Consider the following 20,199-nt stretch of genomic DNA (forward strand, 5'->3'; position numbering starts at 1 on the left):
GCGTTCAGTGAATCACACTGCCGGCTTTGAGCCGACGACGGCGTTGGCCCAGAAAGACCATCCAGGCGATCAGGCATAACGTCAGGGGTATAGCAAAGGTCACGACCAGTTTTATAGCCCACTCCATATGGCGTACCTGGGCATAAGCTTCGAGCTCCAGGGCATGCAGCTCCATGGGCAGGCGCAGACGCTCCTTGTTGAGCGCCTGCAACCGCGTGGTGGTATCCACTGCCTGGGTGCCGAGGGCGGTAGTCCACGGGCTGAGCCGTTGCCATTCTTGTTCCGTGCGTTGCAGACGCCGCTCCAGTTCGCCGGCTTTCACGCGATAGGCCTGCTTCGCGACTTTGCGCATAGCTTCCAGCCGGTTTGACGAACGTTCCTGCGCCACGCGCGGGCGAATGGCGGCGAGTGTGTCGGGGGCGGACAGGTTGTCCAGCGTATTCAAGACAAACAGCGCGTTGCCGTCCGGCGCGGAGTTGTTGACCTTGTCCATGAGCATGTCCGTGTCAGCAACCACCACGACATGAATATTGGCCGCTTTTTGCAAACCGGGCGGCAGCCCCTTGATGCCATCGGGAAACACCGAATAGCTCGGCCCCTCGATACGCGCAGCAATCACATGAGATCGTTCCTGATTCGACGCCTCTTCCATCAATGCGTCGATCTTGGCTGCGCTCGTGAGGCTATTGGCATCCAACAGGACAGACTGTTCGGAACTTTGCAGGATCGGGGTGAAGGTCGTGCGGCTCTTGCCCAGTTGGGAGAGGGCGCCACTGCTCGATACCGTCACCCTATTGAGGTTCCAGGTACTGATGTCATTTGTGTTCATCGCCTGGCGGGGCAGGTTCAATCGCACCTGATTGGGCGCGCCCGGGGTTTCCCGTGGCGTGTAGAGGTCGTCGACCACCAGCTTGTTCGTCGGCATCTGGATACCCCAGGCCGCCAGCAACTCGTTCAGTCGAGTGTTTTCGGGGGGAAGGTTTGAACGTTGTTCAGTCAACGGGTCGATAAACAACATCAATCTGCCACCCCTCAAGACAAATTGTTCTATTGCATACAGGGCTCGCTCAGACAACGCCTGTGGGTGCACGACCAGCAGCGTTTTGATCGGCTGGGGGACGGATGCGGCACTCGGCTCCAGGTTGACCAGGTCGAACGCCTGCCGCAGTTCCTGCAACAGCCGGCTTGCAGATTCGTCCATCGCCAGCCCCGACAATAACGCAACGACCGGGCGCTCCGGGTGCTGCAATTTATAAAGCAAATGGCCGATTTCATACTCAAGCAAAGGCTCTTGGTCGAGGCTGAAGGCGCCGATGCGCCGCACACCGTGACCGACACGGGTGCCGATGAGGCCGAGAAAACCCGCATTGTCGTCAAGTCCTGACAGTCGGGCTTTGTAGGCGTCCTCCGAAAAAGGGGCCGGTTCAATAAGGTGCAGGTTGATCATGCCATTGGCCGTTTCCTCATATTCCTTGAGCAGGTCTTCAATGCGCTTGCTGTAGCGTTGTAGCGCGTAGCTTCTTTTCAGGTTGTTGTTGGAGTTGAAATAATACAAGTCCACCGGGTCTTCCAGTGCAGTCAGCAGCTGTTTTACGGCAGGCGCTAAAGTGTGGATTTTTTGCTCAGAAAGATCCCACCGTAGATCAGGCAGTTTGCCTACCCAAACCAGATTGAACGCCAGGAAAAGCAGGAGGGTGACGGTGAGTGTCATGCTGGTGCGCAGCGAGGACCGCATTAAGAATTTCCCTTCTCAGCTGTGTTTGTAGTTGAGGGTGACAGTCGTCGCAGTGAGAAAGGCGAGAATCATACTGATGAAGTAAAGCGTGTCACGAAGTGTGAGTTTCCCATCATCGATGTTGCTGAATCGCAACGTAGGGCTAAGTGCTGCCAAACTGTCAATCAGCCCGATAGGGGCTTGATGTTCAAGTGCATCCAAGATGGCAGAAAGCCCGCTGGCTGTCAGAAGCAGGCCCAGGGTCAATCCGAAAACGACGGTGCGTTGGCGTACAAATGCACAAATAAAACAACCCACCGACAAGTAACTGCCCGCGAGTAACCAACTAACGACCCATTGCGAAGCAATAACGCTGTTGTCGGGCTTGCCCAAGTAGTTGGCGATGATGACCAGAGGAAACATCAGTAACAGGGCTGTGCCTGCTACGAGCCAGGCGGCGAGGAATTTTCCGATCACCCATTCATAGGTTGTGATGGGCATGGTTTTCATCAGCCCGAGAAAACCTGCACTGGATTCATCCGCCCAGAGTTGCGTGGCCAAGGCAGGCGTCAGTAACAAGTACAACCAGGGGTGAAACTGGAAGAAAACCTGCAAGTCACTGCTGTTCTGTTCTGGCCACGGGCTTACGTATCTTCCCAATGTCACTGACAGTATCAGGAAGACGGCAATGTGCAGGTAAGTACTGGGTGTGCAGGCATAACTGGCGAGCTGGCGCTTTAAAATGATCGGCAATAATTTCAAAGGGGCGCCTCCTGGCTCAGGTGGTGGACCACATCATTCAAGCGACCTGGTTCCAGGCTCAATGAGTTGATTTTCCAGCGGCGACTGGCAATCAGCGTGTTGATATGGGGATAAATGGTGTGCCCCGGCATGGCGAGAACGGTTACCGTGCCGGGTGCATGTCGATGCTCTTCGATGCCAGCCACGCCGGGCAGTACGGCCAGCGCCAGCAGGTCCAGTGGGGTGTCCGCGGCCAAGGTGACGGCCTGGAAATGACGCGAGTCGCGTTGTAGATCAGGCAGTGGGGTGTCGGCGACCAGGCGACCACCCGCGATGACAAGTGCACGTGTGCAGAACTCGGACAGTTCATCGCAATGACGAGAGGCGATGATCACTGTCATTTCTTGCGTCAATGACTGGATAAGCCCCCCGAATGAATGCTTCTGATCAGGCGCGAGCCCTTCGGTTGGTTCATCCAGCAGGAGTAGGGCAGGGCTGTGCAGGATGGCCTGGGCGATGGCGACTTTGCGTTTCCAGCCGATGGAGAGCGCATCGAGGGGGGCATTGAGCACCGCAAACAGATCCAGTCGCGCTACCGCCTGTTCCAGCCGCGCGCGTTTGTCTGCGCCGTGGAGGCCGCGAACGGCCGCGATGAATTTAAGGAACGCGCTGACGGACATCGTTGGATGGCCAAGGTCCATGGACAGTTGATAGCCAACGCGTTGTTTTGCTTTAAGTGCGTGGGTTTGTATATCGAACCCCTGGATTTTTATATGACCGCTGGACGGCTGCGTTGAACCTGCTAATAGGTCGAGCAGGGTAGTTTTCGCCGTATGATCCTGCCCGAATAATCCCAGGCATTCTTGTTGAGTGGCGCTGAATGAAAGGTCGCTGAGTATGGTTGTGTTACCCGTGTGTTTTGTCAGGTTGCTTATTTCGATCATTTTTTTTACCGAAAAAGTTTGGCATGACGTAAGGGGCGTGAAAAAAGGGTACGGGTAATGGCCACTTTTGGGAATGTCGATAACGCTTATTAAGAGAAGTCCTACGCGCCGGTTAGACAGGCCGCTGAAACAATGTGCTAGGTTTCGGAATGTCCAATTTTTGAATGTTTATTTATTGTTTAGATAAACTTCTGCCCTGCACAATGAGGCCTGAATGCCATGATGTTGCTACGTACCCTTGTTCTTGAGCGCAACGGTCAAGATGCTCCAGTTAACGGTGCACTGCTCTGTGGGTTTGCCGTAGGTCAGACGGCCTCTAACTTTCTTGTCTACAGTATGGATGAGGAAGTAGAGCCGGAAAGTTCCAGGGTTTATATCGCCGTGTTACGTAAGAAAGTTGATCGCTACTTCCTGGGCGCGGTTGAGTCCAGGGAAGATCTGCAGTTGGCATTACATGTGTTTAAGCAAATTCTGACGTTGGCCGCTTCGGGAATGAAGGCGGGCGGGGTTACGGAAACCCAGGTGCCCTATCATTTTGTTGATTTGAAAGGCTGCAAGCTGCCGCATGCCAGGCCCGAGGACCATCATTCGGTGATCATCAAGAAGGCGCTGGTGATGAAGGTGATCACCCTGGGCATGTCTGCGCCGACGCTGCCGGCGATAGAAAGCGCTTCAGTGATCGTGCCATCCATTCGTTTCTCGTCGCAAATGAGTTCATCTCCCAAAGCGATGACCCCTTCCGAGCCCGTCCGGGCACCTGTGCATCAACAGTCCGTTGAGGAAAGCCGACAGCTACCTGTCGAGGCTCCCTCAATGATGGCGCCGGCCTCACCGGCCGATGGGTTGGAACCACCGAAACGCCCACCGCCCGAAGACCCCAGTACGCTGTTCGAAGTGGACAGCACGTTGACCAATCTGGCCCGTGTTGCTCAAGAGCTGACTCAGCAAAAATTGGCAGCCATCGAACGGGAATCGGCACTTGAGCAATGGCAGGCGCGATTGCAGCAGGAGCAGGAACAATTGGATCAGAAGGTTCGAGAATTGGAACAACGCACCACTCAATTGCATGATCATTCGCTTGCTGTCAGCCAGAGGACCGAAGCCCTGAAGGTGATGACATCGCAGGTATCGGGCTTGCGACAGAGTTTGCGGGGAGTACTGCTTGAGCTGGATCAGGCGTTGGATGGCTAGACTGGCCTGGCTACTTTCGCCGGTTCATTTATCATCAACGCCAGCCAGCCGGCGCCTGGGCTTTGAGCACAGGCGGATCGGCACCTATGGACATTGCCTCGGGATGCAAGCGTTTGAGTACCAAGCTGATTACCAAAGAAGGTCATGAAGCGCTGAAGAAGGAGCTGGATTACCTGTGGCGCGAAAAGCGCCCGGACACCACGCGCAAAGTGACCTGGGCGGCCTCGCTGGGAGATCGCAGCGAAAACGCCGATTACCAGTACAACAAGAAGCTGCTGCGTGAGATCGACCGTCGCGTGCGCTACCTGCGCAAGCGCCTGGAAGACATGCGTGTGGTGGAGTACATGCCCGAGCAAGAGGGCAAGGTGTTCTTCGGTGCTTGGGTAGACATCGAAAACGAGCAGGGTGAGACCAAGCGTTTTCGCATTGTCGGCTATGACGAGATTTATGATCGAATGGACTACATCTCCATCGATTCACCCATGGCGCGTGCGTTGTTGCGCAAGCAGGTAGACGATGAGGCTATCGTGCAGACCCCGAGCGGAGAAGTGTGCTGGTGGATCACCCGCATCGAATATGTGAAGTGAGCGAAGTCGGCCCGCATTCAGTAATGAACGCGGGCCGACTGCGTTTCAGCCTTCGCGTAGCACGGTCAGTGGGCTGGCATTGAGCGCACGACGAGTGCCAAACACACCTGCACCACCGATCAGTACGGCACCGATCACCGGCAGCAGCAACAGCCACGGATGAGGCTGCCAGGCCAGGTCAAACGCATAGCGATATAACACAAAGGTCACCAACTCGGTCCCGAGCGCTGCGAGCAGGCCACTCACGGCACCCAGCAAACCGAACTCGATGCGCCTGGCCTTGACCAATAGCTTGCGCTCGGCGCCCAGTGCGCGCAGCAGTGCCCCTTGTCGGATGCGCTCATCCAAGGTGGCTTGCAGGCCGGAGAACAGCACCGCCATCCCCGCCGCCAACACAAACAGCAGCACGTATTCCACCGCAAGGGTCACTTGCGCAAGGATGCTGCGCAACTGCTCCAGCAGCGCCTCAACCTGCAAGATGGTCACCGCCGGGAAGGCCCGCGACAGGTCGACGATCTGCTGGTCATGCCCTGGCGCCAGGTAGAAGCTGGTCAGGTAGGTGGTCGGCAGATCCTTCAAGGTGCCCGGTTGGAAGATCATGAAGAAGTTGGGCTGGAAGTTGTCCCAGTTGATGGTCCGCAGGCTCGTCACCCGCGCTTCACGATTTTCACCGCCGACCGTGAACACCAGGTGGTCGTCGAGCTTGAGCTTGAGGCTTTCCGCCACCTTGGCTTCGACAGAGACGCCAGGGACTTCATCGGTGGGTTGTTGTGACCACCACGAGCCCGCGGTCAGGGCGTTGCCCGGCGGCAGTTCGGCGGCCCAGGTCAGGCTCAGGTCGCGTTGCACCGCGCGATCACCGCTGGAGTCCTTGCTGACGATTTCCTGTACGGGTTCGCCGTTAATACTGATCAAACGTCCCGGCACCACCGGATACAGCGGTGCGGATTGCGCTTGCAGTTCCAGCAGGCGGGCGCCAAACGCGTCCTTGTCGGCTGGCAGGATATTCAAGGCGAAATAGTTGGGCGCATCCTTGGGCAACTGGTTTTGCCAGGTGTCGAGCAACTCGCCGCGCAACAGGGCGATCAAGCCCATGGACAGCAGGATCAAGCCGAAGGCCAGGGATTGACCCGCCGCCGCCAGTGGGTGACGCAACAGTTGGCCCAGGCCCAGGCGCCAAGGCAGTGACGCGCGAGCCAGCAGGCGACGCAGGCTTTGCAACAGCAGCAGGAGCAAGCCGCCGAGTATCAGCGCAGCGACCACGCCGCCGCCCAGCAGGGCGAAGGTCAGCACCAGGTCGAGGCTCAGGCGCCACATGATCAGGCCCAAGGCAAACAGCGCCGCGCCATAGACCATCCAGGTACTGGAAGGAATCGGCAGCATGTCGCGACGCAATACCCGCAGCGGTGGCACACGACCCAGTGCGGCCAGGGGCGGTAGGGCGAAACCGGCGAGGGCGACCAGCCCTGTACCGATCCCGGCGATCGCTGGCAGCAGCCCACCGGGTGGCACGTCCGCCGGCAGCAGGTCGTGGAGGAAATAGAACAGGCCAAACTGCGCCAGCCAGCCGAGCACGGCGCCGGTGAGGCTCGCCAGCAGTCCCAGTACGCTCAGTTGCAGGCTGAACAGCAACATGGCTTCGCGTCGCGATAATCCCAGGCAGCGCAGCAACGCACTGGCGTCAAAACGTCGGGTTGCGAAGCGGTTGGCCGACAGCGCCACGGCCACACCGGCCAACAGCACGGCCACCAGGCTGGCCATGTTCAGGTAGCGCTCGGCCTTGCCCAGGGCGCCGCCGATCTGCTGGTTGCCGTCCCGGGAGTCCTGCAAGCGTTGGTTGGCGGCGAGGCCTGGCTTGACCAGGTCTCGATAGGTCTGCAGCACGGTGCTGCCCTGTGGGCCGCGCCACAATTCGCGATAACTCACGCGGCTGCCGGGCTGCACCACACCGGTGGCGTCCAGGTCCGCCAGGTTGATCATCACCCTTGGCGTCAGGCTGTAGAAGTTGCCGGCGCGGTCCGGCTCGTAGGTCAGCACGCGGGCCAGGCGCAGCGTCTTCATGCCCACATCGATGCTGTCGCCGACCTTGAGGTCCAGCGCGGTCAGCAGGCGCGCTTCCACCCAGGCTTCACCGGGTTTTGGTCCGCCGCCTGGGGTTTCAGCGCCAAAGGGGGCCGCCGCGCTTTTCAGTTCACCGCGCAACGGGTACTGCTCGTTGACTGCCTTGATGCTGGAGAGCTGGATGCCGTTATCGGTGGCAATGACGCTGGAAAATTCCACGATGCGGGCGTGATCCAGGCCCAGTTCGGTGCCTGAGCGGATTTGCTCCGGTCGTGCGGGCGAGCTGCCTTCCAGTACCAGGTCGGCGCCGAGGAACTCGGTGGCGCGCAACAACATGGCGCCATTGAGACGCGCACCGAAGTAACCGATGGCGGTGCTGGCTGCCACGGCCACCAGCAGGGCGAAGAACAACACGCGCAATTCGCCGGCGCGGGCGTCGCGCAGCAATTGGCGCATGGCAAGGCTGAACAGGCGCAACAGCGGCAAACGTGCCATCAAGGCTCCAGGGGCGCGACCATCAGGCCGGCTTCAAGGCGGATCAGGCGTCGGCAACGGTGGGCCAGACGCTCGTCGTGGGTGACCAGCACCAGGGTCGTGCCGCTCTCTTTGTTGAGTTCGAACAGCAGGTCGCTGATGCGCTCGCCGGTGTGGCTGTCGAGGTTGCCGGTGGGTTCATCGGCAAACAGCACGTCCGGTTCTGCGGCAAAGGCGCGGGCAATCGCCACCCGTTGTTGCTCGCCACCGGAAAGTTGGCGCGGCGAGTGGGTCAGGCGTTGGCCCAGTCCGACACGCTCAAGCAAGTGTCGGGCGCGTTCTCGGGCGTCTTTGCGGCCGTCCAGTTCCAGCGGCAGCATGACGTTTTCCAGCGCGTTGAGGCTGTCGAGCAGTTGGAACGACTGGAACACGAAGCCCACGTGCTCGGCACGGATGCGTGCGCGCTGGTCTTCGTCGAGGGTGCTGAGGGCTTGCCCGGCGAGGGTGACTTCGCCGCTGCTGGGCAGGTCCAGGCCGGCCAGCAGGCCGAGGAGGGTGGATTTGCCGGAGCCGGAGCTGCCGACGATAGCCAGGCTATCGCCCTTGTTCAGTTCCAGGCTCAGTTCGTGCAGGATAGTCAGTTCACCTTCCGCGCTGGGAACCACTTTGCTAAGGTTCCGCGCGGTGAGAATGCTTGCGCCCATGGAGAATCCGATGCGAATGTGGTTTTTGAGTGCTGGCCTGGCCTTGATGTGCATGGCCCAGAACGCAGCGGCGGGTACAGTCCTGATCGTTGGCGATAGTATCAGTGCCGGTTTCGGCCTGGATACCAGCAAAGGGTGGGTTGCCCTGCTGCAACAACGGCTCAAACAGGAAGGTTTCGACGATAAAGTGGTCAACGCTTCCATCAGCGGGGATACCAGCGCCGGAGGCCTGGCGCGGCTGCCGGCGGCGCTTGCAGAGCATAAGCCGGACGTTGTGGTGATCGAGTTGGGTGGCAACGATGGCTTGCGCGGCCAGCCACCCGCGCAATTGCAACAAAATCTTGCGTCGATGATTGATCAGTCCAAGGCCGGCGGGGCCAAGGTGCTGTTGTTGGGGATGCAACTGCCACCCAACTATGGCCCGCGATACACCACCGCATTTGCCGAGGTCTATGGTGCGTTGGCCAAGCAAAAAAACGTCCCGCTGGTGCCGTTTTTCCTCGACGGCGTGGGCGGGCATCCGGAGCTGATGCAGGCCGATCAACTTCACCCGGCGGTCGGCGCCCAGAATAAGTTGCTGGAAAATGTCTGGCCGACGCTAAAACCGCTGTTATGACGCTTTTCTACCGGCAGGCTTTCGGCTAAGGTGGCGCCCCCCCGATTTGGAGCCCCCGATGTCGCGTCCTGCCTGGTCCCTGTTTAACTACCAACTGATCGAGCCGGACGAGCAGCTGGACCTGTTCGCCTGTCAGGAAGTGCGGGTGCATCTGGTGGCGCGTCAACTTGAGCTGGGGGGCTCCATCGATCGCACACTCTGCGGCACGCTCTTGCCTGCGCAACCGCGCTGGTCGCGGGTGGATCGTTCGATTTTCCAGGACCAGCGCCTGTGCCCTTTGTGCCGTGCGATCCTGGAGTCCCAGAAGCGGGGTACGCCGCCGATCTGGCCGGAGCTGCGTTTCGAGTTGTAGGGGGCAGCTAGAAGCGCGCTTCACGTATACAATCGATGTTTACCTACCCGTCGTCTGCGAAGGATTACCGGATGTTGTCGCGCCTTTCCGTCGTCACCTGCTGCCTGTCTCTCGCTGCACTCTGTGCGGCCGGTTCTGCGTCAGCCCTGCAGTTGCCCTTGCCACCGCCGGGTGAAGACATCGTCGGCCAGGTCCAGGTGATCAAGGCCAAGTACGAAGACACCTTTGCCGACCTGGGCACCACCTATGACCTGGGTTACTCGGAGATGGTCGCCGCCAACCCCGGCGTGGATGCATGGTTGCCGGGCGCGGGCACCGAGATCGTGCTGCCGACGCGCTTCATCCTGCCGCCGGGCCCGCGCGAAGGCATCGTGATCAATCTGGCGGAATACCGACTCTACTACTTCCCCAAGGGCCAGAACGTGGTCTACACGTTCCCGTTGGGGATCGGTCGTGAAGGCTGGGGTTCTCCTATTGCCCACACCAGCATCATCGCCAAGACACCCAACCCGACCTGGACGCCGCCCGCGTCGATCAAGGCCGAGCACGCCGCCAATGGTGACCCGCTGCCCAACGTGGTGCCGGCCGGCCCGGACAATCCGCTGGGTCCGTTCAAGTTCACCCTGGGCACGCCGGGTTACCTGATCCACGGTTCCAACATGAAATTTGGTATCGGCACGCGTACAAGTCACGGCTGCTTCCGTATGTTCAACAACAACGTGTTGGAGATGGCGGGCATGGTGCCGGTGGGGACGTCGGTGCGCATCATCAACGATGCCTATAAATTCGGTCGCAGTGGTGGCAAGGTCTACCTGGAAGCACATACGCCGTTGAATGATGACGGGACGCCGTCGGTGGTCGATAAACACACCGCTGTCATCAACGCCTTGCTCAAGCGTGAAGACTTGGCCAATCAATTGCGGGTGAACTGGGACCAGGTGCGCGACGTGGTCGCGGCGGAAGATGGTTTGCCGACGGAGATCGGCGAGCCTGGCGCGGCCTCGGTCGCCGTGAGCGCGCCGATCGACCTGCAGCAATAAGTCGCTCGATCATAAGCCCGCCACGGTCTTGCGCCGGGGCGGGCTTTTTATTGCCCGAGATTGAGGTACACACCCCAGGCAATAAAAAAGCCGACCCATAAATGGATCGGCTTGATAACAACCCCGAGGGATTATTACTTGCGGCTAGCTTTTTCAAGCATACGCAGAGCGCGCTCGTTAGCTTCGTCAGCAGTCTGTTGTGCTTTTTGAGCAGCAGCCAGAGCTTCATCAGCTTTACGGTAGGCTTCGTCTGCACGGGCCTGGGAGCGAGCTGCTGCGTCTTCAGTTGCAGTCAGACGAGCTTCGGTTTCTTTGGAGACGCTGCTGCAACCGGTAGCCAGAACTGCGGCCAGAGCCAGAGCAGAGAATTTCAGAACGTTGTTCATCGTGTTCCCCTTCAAGGACTTTCTATTAGATAGCTAGTTCGCCCAGAGTGAGCTAATAGCCGGCGTACATACTACCCATTACTTGTAGTAAGTAAACTGACGTAGCGCAAGAAGCAAAAAAAATTCTCGCGCCGAATCTATTTTGGCTAATCTTTTGGAGGTTTGTATAAAAACCGTCCAATTTTTTCGAACAGGCGAAAATTGGATCCAGGCTGAAAGGGCCGGCCCGCATGTGTTAAGCCTTGCAAACAGATGAAATTTTATATATCCACGCTGATACTTCCGTTCAGCATGGCTTTGCGTTGTCCTGCATCTTTTACGCATGTAGAGGTGACTTTAAGAGCGCCTGTTCGTCTTAAGGTTCAAGTGCCGGCAATGTTCAGGCTTTCGATCCCAGGTTGATCGGAGCCCTTTCTATATCCACCAGCGGCAGCGGATGACGAGTGCGCCTTGAGCAATTTCAGGATTGGTGCCTACTATTCCCTACGTGCTGGTTGTAAGCGCTCAGGGTTTTCTCGTTGTCGAAACCGGCACGGGGTGGCGTAGATGTTCCTTCGCCGGAAAAACATCGGTAAGGTAGGGGTCAGAAACCAAGACCCGCGAGGAGTAGTGATGAGCGAGGCGTTGTCCATCCACCATGACCAGGCTGGTCATCAGTTCGAGACCAATGTGGACGGTCATCGTGCCTATCTGACCTATATGGACCTCGGCAAACAGACCCTGGACATCTATCGGACCTTCGTGCCCAACGCACTGCGGGGCCGTGGGATTGCGGCGGCATTGACCGAGGAAGCCTTGAAGTTCGCCGAAGAGGCCGGTTACACGGTGATCCCGTCCTGCTCCTACGTCGAACGCTACATGGAGCGCCACCAGCGCCATGCCGCCAAGCTGTAAGACATAGACAATGCAATGAAAAACGCCGGGCTGAGCCCGGCGTTTTTGTGTGCGCAGTTTAAATCAGGTGCGTTTGCGCTTAGGCAATACGTCCTTGAGCTTGGCGTGCATGCTGCGCAGGGTGTTTTCGGTGGCGGACCAGTCGATGCAGGCATCGGTGATCGACACGCCGTACTGCAAGTCGGCCAGGTCTTTTGGAATCGCCTGGCAACCCCAGTTCAGGTGGCTCTCGACCATCAGGCCGATGATCGACTGGTTGCCTTCCAGGATCTGGTTGGCAACGTTTTCCATCACCAACGGCTGCAGAGCCGGGTCCTTGTTGGAGTTGGCGTGGCTGCAGTCGACCATGATGTTCGGCTTGATCTTCGCCTTGTTCAACGCCTGCTCGCACAGCGCAACGCTGACCGAATCATAGTTGGGCTTGCCGTTGCCGCCACGCAATACCACGTGACCGTAGGCGTTGCCCTTGGTGGTGACGATGGACACGCCACCTTCCTGGTTGATACCCAGGAAGCGGTGTGGGCTGGAGACCGATTGCAGCGCGTTGATCGCCACGGTCAGACCGCCATCGGTGCCGTTCTTGAAGCCCACGGCCGAGGACAGGCCGGACGCCATTTCACGGTGAGTCTGGGATTCGGTGGTACGTGCGCCGATGGCCGACCAACTGATCAGGTCCTGCAGGTACTGCGGGGAGATCGGGTCCAGGGCTTCGGTGGCAGTGGGCAGGCCCATCTCGGCCAGGTCCAGCAGCAATTGACGACCGATGTGCAAGCCGTCCTGGATCTTGAACGAGTCGTCCAGGTACGGGTCGTTGATCAAGCCTTTCCAGCCGACGGTGGTGCGCGGTTTTTCGAAATAGACGCGCATCACCAGGTACAGCGTGTCGGACACTTCCGCCGCCAGTACTTTCAGGCGTTCGGCGTACTCGTGGGCAGCCTTCAGGTCGTGGATCGAGCAAGGCCCGATGACAACGAACAGGCGGTGGTCGGTGCCGTCGAGAATGTCACGGATGACTTCGCGGCCCTTGGTGACGGTCTGCAGGGCAGCGTCGCTCAGGGGGATTTCGCGCTTGAGCTGATCGGGTGTGATCAGGGTCTCGTTGGATTCGACGTTTAGGTCATTGATCGGTAAATCAGCCATCGTGTTACTCGTCAGGGTCACGGGTGCCGGCCGCCAGCCATCCCCGTGCGGCGGAGCACAGCATGATTTGAATGCAGGGGGAGGAACCTTAGCGCGTAACACGGGCCCGCGACAATGGGCAAAGCCCGCTTTAATCCAGTGCTGGCGCCACAAAGGCCTCATGGGAGAACTCGCCCGCATGGCGCGATACCCACTCGCGGGCGAGGGCTTCGAGTTGCTGGGGTGTCGGCTCGGCATCTTCGTGCTGGCGGCAATAGCGCTGTATCCGGCATGCTTGCTCACCCATGCGGGCACCGAACAAGGCATGTTCGTCGGTAAACGAGATACCGACGCGGTAGCCGGTTTCCACCTTGCGGCACCACGCCACATAGCCCGGATAACGCGCGCTGGCGCCCAGGGAGGGGATGTGCAGATCAACCGCCGTGCCTTCGCGCCAGGCACGTGGCCAGTCGCAGGCGATGCCGCCCAGGCCGCTGGTGTGCAGGCGTTGGCGGGGGATAGCAGGAGAGGGGCGTTGGATTAACTCGACAGCGACATCATCAGGGTGAGGTAAAAAACGACCCATGTACACGGACTCCGAGCACCGTCCAATTGACGGCGGTGGCAGCAGTATAGCGAAGGAACTGGAATTGACCGACCTGGATATTGACCAGCAATTGCTGGGATTGCCAGGTATTTCGCTCGTCGTGTTTACGAGCCAGGGGTGTTCCAGTTGCCGTTGGGCGCGCCAACAGTTGCCGGGCTGGCCGTTGCCAGTGGACCGCGTGTGCTGGGTGGACGCCGGGCAGAACGGTGGGGCGGTCGAACGCTACCAGATCTTTCATTTGCCGGCGCTGTTCGTGGTGTGCGAGGGTCAATTCCTGGGGCAAATACACACACGTCTTACGCGTGACGACGTTTTCGACTCAGTAAAACAGGCACTCACCCGTCCACCTGAGGAATTGCCATGACAGCAGTTACACCCCAGTCGCCGCGGATCGGCATCATCGGCACCGGCGCCATCGGCGGTTTCTACGGCTTGATGCTGGCGCGCGCCGGTTTCGATGTGCACTTCCTGTTGCGCAGTGAATACGCGGCGGTCAGCGAGCACGGCCTGCATCTGAACAGCACGGTGCATGGCCCCTTGCACCTGCATCCGGTACAAGCGTATGCCCGTGCGGCCGATATGCCGCCGTGCGACTGGTTGCTGGTAGGCACCAAGTCGACCGGCAACCTCGAGCTGGCCCCGACCCTCGCCCAGGTGGCCGCGCCGGATGCCAAGGTGGTGCTGCTGCAAAACGGCCTCGATGTCGAAGACAGCCTGCGTCAACACCTGCCCGCATCGCTGCACCTGCTGGGTGGCCTGTGCTACATCGGCGTGCACCGCTCTGCCCCCGGCGTGATCGAGCATCAGGCGTTAGGCCGGGTCAACCTGGGTTATCACAGTGGCACGGCGGCCAATGATGGTGCCGCCCAACAGGCGATCGTCGAAGCCGGCGCAGCGCTGTTTCACAAGGCTGGCATTGAGTCCCAGGCCATGGCCAGCGTGCATCAGGCCCGTTGGCACAAACTGGTGTGGAACGTGCCCTACAACGGCCTCTCGGTATTATTGGGCGCGGGCACCACGGCCATGATGGCCGACGAGTCCAGTCGCGCGCTGATCCAGGCGCTGATGGCCGAAGTGATACAGGGTGCCCACGCCTGTGGTCATGACATCCCGCAAAGCTACGCCGAGCAGATGTTCACCATGACCGAAACCATGGACGACTATCTGCCGAGCATGTACCACGATCACGTGCACAAACGCCCGCTGGAACTGGCGGCGATCTACGCCCGGCCACTCGCTGCCGCCAAGGCTGCCGGGTGCGAACTGCCGCGGATGCAGGCGCTGTACCAAGCCTTGAGTTTCATTGATCGACATAACCGCTGAGTTCGAGGGCACACGATGGCAAAGGGATTGGGCGACAAACTGGTGCTGGCGATCTCGTCGCGGGCCCTCTTTGACTTGAGTGAAAGCCACAAGGTCTACCTGGCCGAAGGGGTCGAAACTTACCGCCAGTACCAGATCGAACACGAGGAGGAAATCCTCGAGCCCGGTGACGCTTTCCCGCTGGTCAAGAAGCTGCTGAGCCTCAATGCTCGTCTCGGCCGTGCCCGGGTCGAAGTGGTGTTGGTGTCGCGCAACAGTGCCGACACTGGCCTGCGCGTGTTCAATTCAATCCAGCATTACGGCCTGGATATTTCCCGCGCCGCTTTCGTAGGCGGGCGTAGTCCTTATCCTTATCTGGCAGCGTTTGGTTGCCATCTGTTTCTTTCAACCCACGCTGAAGACGTGCGCAGTGCCCTCGATGCCGGGTTTGCAGCGGCGACGATTCTGTCCGGCGGTCCGAACCGTGCCTCCAGCGAAGAACTGCGCATTGCCTTCGACGGCGACGCGGTGCTGTTCTCCGATGAGTCGGAACGCGTGTACCAGGCCGGGGGGCTGGAGGCGTTCCAGGCCAATGAGCGGGAGTCGGCGCGCCAGCCTTTGCACGGCGGTCCTTTCAAAGGGTTTCTGGCGGCACTCAACTTATTGCAGCGCGAGTTTCCCGATGAGGCCTGCCCGATCCGCACCGCCTTGGTCACTGCCCGTTCGGCGCCGTCACACGAGCGGGTGATTCGCACCTTGCGTGAATGGGATATTCGCCTGGACGAGTCGTTGTTCCTGGGCGGCCTGGAAAAATCCGCGTTCCTGGAGGCGTTTGCTGCCGATGTGTTCTTCGATGACCAGGCCGGGCATTGCGAGAAAGCCATGGAGTTTGTCGCCACCGGGCATGTGCCCCATGGCATCAGTAATGAGGTGAAGCTGTAAGTCAGTCGAAGTCAGCGAGGCGCTGCTAAGCTGATTTCATCTCCGCCATCCTGGCCGCCCAGGAGGTTCTATGATTCGTTCGATGCTGTACGCCACGGACCTCGGTCTGTATGCGCCTTATGTGATGCAGCATGCGCTGGCGCTGGCGCGGACGTTCAAGGCGGACCTGTATGTGATTCACGTAGTCGAGCCCATCGGGCTGTTCGCCGAATCGGTGTTACAGAGCTACCTTGATGAGAAGGCCCTGAGTGAGTGGCAAAGTCAGGGGGTGACCACGGTCATGGCGACGATCGAACAGCGGGTGCTGGACAGTTTTCGCGAGGAGTTGGGTGACGGGGAGCAAGACCTGAAGTTGATTCGCTCGGTACGGGTGATCCAGGGGGACCCGTGTGAGGTGATACTCGACCAACTGCGCAAACTTTCCGTAGACCTGTTGATCGTAGGTAGTCATAGCCATGCAACCGCGGCGGCCACCCCGTTGGGGCGCACGGCTGCTCGGGTGCTGCAGTTGTCTACGGTGCCGGTTTACCTGGTGCCTTCGTTGCAGCGTCGACGCAGTGAGGACGTGTGATGGTTGGGAACGATAAAAAGTTCTAGATTTATCCATCGAACCTTTAATATAGTTATATACCGTCGCTGATACCCGTGGCGTCTATCTGCTTTGAGGGACACATATGAAGCTTCAACAACTGCGCTACATCTGGGAAGTGGCGCACCACGACCTCAACGTTTCCGCTACCGCTCAAAGCCTTTACACCTCGCAACCCGGTATCAGCAAGCAGATCCGCCTGCTCGAAGACGAGCTGGGCGTTGAAGTGTTCGCGCGCAGTGGCAAGCACCTCACCCGTGTCACCCCGGCCGGTGAGCGCATCATCACCACCGCTGGCGAGATCCTGCGCAAAGTCGAAAGCATCAAGCAGATCGCCCAGGAATTCTCCAACGAGAAGAAGGGCACCCTGTCCATCGCCACCACCCACACCCAGGCGCGTTATGCGTTGCCGCCGGTGATCCGCGATTTCATCAAGCAGTACCCGGACGTGGCCCTGCACATGCACCAGGGTTCGCCGATGCAGATCGCCGAGATGGCCGCTGACGGCACCGTCGATTTCGCCATCGCCACCGAGGCCCTGGAGCTGTTCGGCGACCTGGTGATGATGCCGTGCTACCGCTGGAACCGTTGCGTCGTCGTGCCTCAAGGTCACCCGTTGGCCAAGCTGCCGAAGTTGACCCTGGAAGCCCTGGCTGAATACCCGATCGTGACTTACGTATTTGGTTTTACCGGCCGTTCCAAGCTTGACGAAGCCTTCAGCCATCGCGGTCTTACGCCGAAAGTGGTGTTCACCGCAGCCGACGCCGACGTGATCAAGACATACGTGCGCCTGGGGCTGGGCGTGGGCATCGTCGCCAAGATGGCGGTCGACACTGCGCTCGACAAAGACCTGGTGGTGCTGGATGCCAGCGAGCTGTTCGAGTCCAGCGTGACCAAGATTGGCTTCCGTCGTGGCACCTTCCTACGGGGCTTCATGTGCGACTTCATCGAGAAGTTTGCGCCGCACCTGACCCGTGAGGTCATGGCCAAGGCGATCCAGTGCCACAATAAGCAGGAGCTGGAAGCGTTGTTTGATGGCGTTGAGCTGCCCGTCCATTAAGTGAATGAATGCGATCCACTGTAGGAGCTAGCCTGCTCGCGACAATCGTCAACGATAACGCAGGGCGCCAGGATTAACGCGGCGTGCTTGTGTGCTTCGCGAGCACGCTCGCTCCTACAGGTTATCGGGCCTCGGTAACCGTAAAATGTTGCCGAGCGCCCGCCACCAGAATCTCCACCTCATCGCCTTCGAACTTACCCAGCAAGCTTTTGCCCAGTGGCGAGCGCGGGGTGATGACGGTCACCGGTTGCCCGACCACATCGACCTTCAAGCCCGCCGCGTCCGGCGCCAGGAACAGCCACTGCTGGCGACCGTTTTCGTCTTCCAGGCCCAGTAGCGCGCCGATTTCAATGCCCCGCTGATCATCGTAAGCACGCAGTTGCATGTTCTGGCACAGCGCCAACGCTTGCTTGATCTCCTCCACGCGTTTGGCTTGCCCCGCCGCCAGGTAGGATGCTTCCAACCCCAGGGTGTCGTATTTGTTCTCTGCGATGTTTTCTTCGTGGGTCGCGGTTTCGTAGGCGGTCTGCGCGGCGCGTTGGGCAATGTCGAGGTCGAGGGTGAGCTTTTCCAGTACGAGCGGGTGCACGGCGTGTTTATTCATGGTCATCAATCGCAGAATTGCAGGACATTGGCCCGGGTCTTTTCGTTGGGGGCGTTCTGGTCCTGTTGCAGCCAGAACTGGCATTTGGGATTGGACAAGTTACGCGCATTGTTGCGGGCCTGGTCCAGGGTTTGTTGTTGTTCCTGCTTCTGCAGGTTTTGCTGGTACTGCTCGAACATGCGGTTCGGCGGTTCAGGTGCCACCACCGCAGGCTTGCCCAATTGCTGCACGGCCTGGGCCACCGGTGCCAGGCTCTGCGGGAACAGATAGCGCGATGCCAGCCAAGCCGTCAGCGCGATGGCGATAAACCCCAACCACACCCCAAACGCGATGGAAGCACTGAGCTTGAACAGCGACAACGGACGATCAGACATGATGGCCTCCTGGCAGGCATTGACGGCGTGGCGGCAATTGTCGCACAGCCACCGTGCAGAATAATCGCGATCAAGTCTTCTGCATCCGCGCATTTATGCGGACAATCGAGCCTTTGAGCGTTGGAGCCCGGAATGAAAGACCGCTGGGATATTTTTTGTAGTGTCGTCGACAACTACGGCGACATCGGCGTGACCTGGCGCCTGGCCCGGCAATTGGTCGCGGAGCACGCCTGCGATGTGCGCTTGTGGGTCGACGACCTGCGCGCGTTCGAACGCATGTGTCCGGACATCGATGTGGAGCAAGACCTGCAATGGCAGGAAGGCGTCGAAGTGCGCCATTGGCCGGCCGAGTGGGTGAGTGTACCGGCAGCGGATGTGGTGATCGCCGCGTTCGCCTGCCAGTTACCGCCCGACTATATGGAAGCCATGGCTGAACGCGAACGTACGCCGTTGTGGATGAACCTGGATTACCTGAGTGCTGAAGAGTGGGTGGTGGGCTGTCATCGGCTGCCATCGGTGAAATTCAAGGGCGTGCAGAAGTACTTCTTCTTTCCCGGGTTCCGCACCGGCACTGGCGGGTTATTGCGTGAGGCGCGGTTGCTGGAACAACGTAATGCGTTTCAGCAGGATGCCGGTGCACAACGAGACTTCCTACAAGCCTTGGGCATAGTTCCCGCAGTCGATGCGCGGCTGATCTCTCTGTTCGCCTACGAAAATGCTGGCCTCGCCAGCTGGCTCGACGTGTTATCGACGGACGGGCGTGCCACTCATCTGCTGGTTCCGGAGGGGCGTATTCTGGGCGACGTGCAGCGCTGGCTCGATGTGGAACGGCTGGTCGCGGGCGATATCCAGCAACGCGGATCGCTGACGGTGCAGGTCATCGCGTTCGTGCGCCAGGGACAATACGACCGTCTACTGTGGTGCTGCGACTTCAATGCCGTGCGCGGCGAAGACTCGTTCGTGCGCGCCCAATGGGCCGGGCGGCCGTTGTTGTGGCACATCTACCGTCAGGACGAAGACATCCATCTCGACAAGCTCGACGCCTTCCTGGAGCTGTACACCGCCGACTTATCAGCGGCGGCAAGCGCGGCGTTGATCGGTCTCTGGCAAGCCTGGAACACGGAGGCCGATATGGCTCAACCGTGGAAAATGCTGCTGGAGCACTGGCCGGAGGTGAGCCAGCGCGCCGAAACATGGTGTCTGGAACAGGGTTTGCAAGCCGATCTTGCGACGGCGCTGGTGAAGTTTTATGAAAGTTGGATATGATACGCCACCTTGAATTTTGTAAATCCCATCCAAATTTCGGATATATGCAATGAAAACTGGTAAAGAACTGAAACCCGGTACAGTGATCCGTCTCGAAAACGACCCTTGGCTGGTTCAGAAAGCTGAGTTCACCAAGTCTGGTCGTAACAGCGCAATCATGAAGACCAAGCTGAAGAACCTGCTGACCGGTTACAAGACCGAGATCGTCTACAGCGCCGATGACAAACTGGACGACGTAATCCTCGACCGCAAAGAAGCGACCCTGTCCTTCATCAGCGGCGACACCTACACGTTCATGGACACCACTGACTACACCATGTACGAGCTGAACGCTGAAGATATCGAAGCCGTTCTGCCGTTCATCGAAGAAGGCATGGAAGACGTCTGCGAAGCTATTTTCTTCGAAGAGCGCCTGGTTTCCGTAGAGCTGCCGACCACTATCGTGCGTAAAGTGGCATACACCGAAGGTTCCGCTCGCGGCGACACTTCGGGCAAGGTGATGAAGCCTGCCAAGCTGAGCAACGGTACCGAACTGCAAGTGGCCGATTTCATCGAAATCGACGACCTGATCGAAATCGACACCCGCGAAGGTGGTTCGTACAAAGGTCGCGCCAAGAAGTAATTCTGGCCCT

23 protein-coding genes are annotated in these 20,199 nt (G+C 59.2%); 13 read left to right on the forward strand and 10 right to left on the reverse strand.

The genetic code is table 11. From position 1 onward, the window contains the following. Positions 1-4 precede the first annotated feature (4 nt). The 3 genes from AB4N92_RS20450 to AB4N92_RS20460 are packed head-to-tail and all read right to left on the reverse strand — an operon-like array spanning position 5 to position 3,399. Positions 5-1,735, reverse strand: a complete 1,731-nt coding sequence (locus tag AB4N92_RS20450) for a Gldg family protein (RefSeq protein ID WP_236267175.1) — start codon at positions 1,733-1,735, stop codon at positions 5-7. A gap of 15 nt (positions 1,736-1,750) precedes the next feature. After that, on the reverse strand, positions 1,751-2,476 hold the full coding sequence (locus AB4N92_RS20455; protein ID WP_047543577.1) for an ABC transporter permease: 726 nt from the start codon (positions 2,474-2,476) through the stop codon (positions 1,751-1,753). Next, positions 2,473-3,399: an ABC transporter ATP-binding protein gene (locus AB4N92_RS20460; protein ID WP_236267176.1), complete on the reverse strand. Its 927-nt coding sequence runs from the start codon at positions 3,397-3,399 to the stop codon at positions 2,473-2,475. Before AB4N92_RS20460 ends, AB4N92_RS20455 begins: the two co-directional genes overlap by 4 nt. 219 nt (positions 3,400-3,618) lie before the next feature. Between AB4N92_RS20460 and AB4N92_RS20465 the strand changes: the two genes are divergently transcribed. Both AB4N92_RS20465 and greB read left to right on the forward strand, forming a co-directional pair. Further along, positions 3,619-4,590, forward strand: a complete 972-nt coding sequence (locus AB4N92_RS20465; protein WP_460128066.1) for a hypothetical protein — start codon at positions 3,619-3,621, stop codon at positions 4,588-4,590. 113 nt (positions 4,591-4,703) lie between these two features. Then, positions 4,704-5,177 carry a transcription elongation factor GreB gene (gene greB / locus AB4N92_RS20470; protein ID WP_010211882.1) on the forward strand — a complete coding sequence of 158 codons (474 nt, stop codon included), beginning with the start codon at positions 4,704-4,706 and terminating at the stop codon, positions 5,175-5,177. A 45-nt stretch (positions 5,178-5,222) separates the two neighbouring features. Here the strand turns inward: greB and AB4N92_RS20475 are convergent, their stop codons facing one another. Both AB4N92_RS20475 and AB4N92_RS20480 read right to left on the reverse strand, forming a co-directional pair. Continuing rightward, positions 5,223-7,733, reverse strand: coding sequence for an ABC transporter permease (locus tag AB4N92_RS20475; RefSeq protein ID WP_010211881.1), 2,511 nt, complete (start codon positions 7,731-7,733; stop codon positions 5,223-5,225). Further along, positions 7,733-8,416 (reverse strand): ABC transporter ATP-binding protein, encoded by a 684-nt coding sequence (locus AB4N92_RS20480; protein WP_005786391.1) that lies wholly within the window; start codon positions 8,414-8,416, stop codon positions 7,733-7,735. Before AB4N92_RS20480 ends, AB4N92_RS20475 begins: the two co-directional genes overlap by 1 nt. A gap of 10 nt (positions 8,417-8,426) precedes the next feature. Here AB4N92_RS20480 and AB4N92_RS20485 point away from each other — a divergent pair, with 10 nt between their 5' ends. The 3 genes from AB4N92_RS20485 (at position 8,427) to AB4N92_RS20495 (ending at position 10,424) form a co-directional block, all read left to right on the forward strand. Continuing rightward, complete coding sequence (locus tag AB4N92_RS20485) at positions 8,427-9,032, forward strand: arylesterase (RefSeq protein ID WP_010211880.1); 606 nt, start codon at positions 8,427-8,429, stop codon at positions 9,030-9,032. A gap of 58 nt (positions 9,033-9,090) precedes the next feature. Beyond that, positions 9,091-9,384 (forward strand): hypothetical protein, encoded by a 294-nt coding sequence (locus AB4N92_RS20490; protein WP_010211879.1) that lies wholly within the window; start codon positions 9,091-9,093, stop codon positions 9,382-9,384. A 71-nt stretch (positions 9,385-9,455) separates the two neighbouring features. After that, complete coding sequence (locus AB4N92_RS20495) at positions 9,456-10,424, forward strand: L,D-transpeptidase family protein (RefSeq protein WP_010211877.1); 969 nt, start codon at positions 9,456-9,458, stop codon at positions 10,422-10,424. Positions 10,425-10,558: 134 nt separating this feature from the next. Here the strand turns inward: AB4N92_RS20495 and oprI are convergent, their stop codons facing one another. Further along, positions 10,559-10,810 (reverse strand): outer membrane lipoprotei OprI, encoded by a 252-nt coding sequence (oprI, locus tag AB4N92_RS20500; protein WP_003172710.1) that lies wholly within the window; start codon positions 10,808-10,810, stop codon positions 10,559-10,561. A gap of 612 nt (positions 10,811-11,422) precedes the next feature. On the opposite strand from oprI, the gene AB4N92_RS20505 reads away from it, so the two are divergent. After that, entirely contained in the window at positions 11,423-11,704 is a 282-nt protein-coding gene (locus tag AB4N92_RS20505; RefSeq protein WP_003189869.1) for a GNAT family N-acetyltransferase, read from the forward strand. A gap of 63 nt (positions 11,705-11,767) precedes the next feature. On the opposite strand, the gene AB4N92_RS20510 is transcribed toward AB4N92_RS20505, so the two are convergent. Further along, the gene (locus AB4N92_RS20510) at positions 11,768-12,844 is read right to left on the reverse strand and encodes a 3-deoxy-7-phosphoheptulonate synthase (protein ID WP_010211874.1); all 1,077 of its coding nucleotides are present in this window, start codon (positions 12,842-12,844) and stop codon (positions 11,768-11,770) included. 130 nt (positions 12,845-12,974) lie between these two features. Further along, positions 12,975-13,409: a PilZ domain-containing protein gene (locus tag AB4N92_RS20515; RefSeq protein WP_010211873.1), complete on the reverse strand. Its 435-nt coding sequence runs from the start codon at positions 13,407-13,409 to the stop codon at positions 12,975-12,977. Between AB4N92_RS20515 and AB4N92_RS20520 the strand changes: the two genes are divergently transcribed. The 5 genes from AB4N92_RS20520 to cysB all read left to right on the forward strand — a co-directional run bounded on the left by AB4N92_RS20520 (position 13,408) and on the right by cysB (position 17,323). Then, positions 13,408-13,794: a YbbN family protein gene (locus AB4N92_RS20520; RefSeq protein ID WP_460128074.1), complete on the forward strand. Its 387-nt coding sequence runs from the start codon at positions 13,408-13,410 to the stop codon at positions 13,792-13,794. The genes AB4N92_RS20515 and AB4N92_RS20520 overlap by 2 nt on opposite strands. Continuing rightward, the gene (locus AB4N92_RS20525; RefSeq protein ID WP_010211869.1) at positions 13,791-14,753 is read left to right on the forward strand and encodes a putative 2-dehydropantoate 2-reductase; all 963 of its coding nucleotides are present in this window, start codon (positions 13,791-13,793) and stop codon (positions 14,751-14,753) included. Before AB4N92_RS20520 ends, AB4N92_RS20525 begins: the two co-directional genes overlap by 4 nt. Positions 14,754-14,768: 15 nt before the next feature. Next, entirely contained in the window at positions 14,769-15,674 is a 906-nt protein-coding gene (locus AB4N92_RS20530; protein ID WP_010211867.1) for a 5'-nucleotidase, read from the forward strand. A 70-nt stretch (positions 15,675-15,744) separates the two neighbouring features. Beyond that, complete coding sequence (locus AB4N92_RS20535) at positions 15,745-16,245, forward strand: universal stress protein (protein ID WP_010211866.1); 501 nt, start codon at positions 15,745-15,747, stop codon at positions 16,243-16,245. Positions 16,246-16,348: 103 nt separating this feature from the next. Then, a complete protein-coding gene (gene cysB / locus AB4N92_RS20540) occupies positions 16,349-17,323 on the forward strand; it encodes an HTH-type transcriptional regulator CysB (RefSeq protein ID WP_010211864.1) in 975 nt (324 codons plus the stop codon). A gap of 121 nt (positions 17,324-17,444) precedes the next feature. On the opposite strand, the gene AB4N92_RS20545 is transcribed toward cysB, so the two are convergent. Together AB4N92_RS20545 and AB4N92_RS20550 are read right to left on the reverse strand one after the other, a co-directional pair. After that, a complete protein-coding gene (locus AB4N92_RS20545; protein WP_010211861.1) occupies positions 17,445-17,927 on the reverse strand; it encodes a GreA/GreB family elongation factor in 483 nt (160 codons plus the stop codon). Between the two features lie 5 nt (positions 17,928-17,932). Beyond that, positions 17,933-18,301: a hypothetical protein gene (locus AB4N92_RS20550; RefSeq protein ID WP_010211859.1), complete on the reverse strand. Its 369-nt coding sequence runs from the start codon at positions 18,299-18,301 to the stop codon at positions 17,933-17,935. Positions 18,302-18,433: 132 nt separating this feature from the next. On the opposite strand from AB4N92_RS20550, the gene earP reads away from it, so the two are divergent. Both earP and AB4N92_RS20560 read left to right on the forward strand, forming a co-directional pair. Continuing rightward, entirely contained in the window at positions 18,434-19,567 is a 1,134-nt protein-coding gene (earP, locus tag AB4N92_RS20555) for an elongation factor P maturation arginine rhamnosyltransferase EarP (protein WP_236267177.1), read from the forward strand. A gap of 49 nt (positions 19,568-19,616) precedes the next feature. Then, positions 19,617-20,189 carry an elongation factor P gene (locus AB4N92_RS20560; RefSeq protein WP_003172723.1) on the forward strand — a complete coding sequence of 191 codons (573 nt, stop codon included), beginning with the start codon at positions 19,617-19,619 and terminating at the stop codon, positions 20,187-20,189. Positions 20,190-20,199 lie beyond the last annotated feature (10 nt).

Source organism: Pseudomonas sp. S3_A09, from assembly GCF_054668065.1.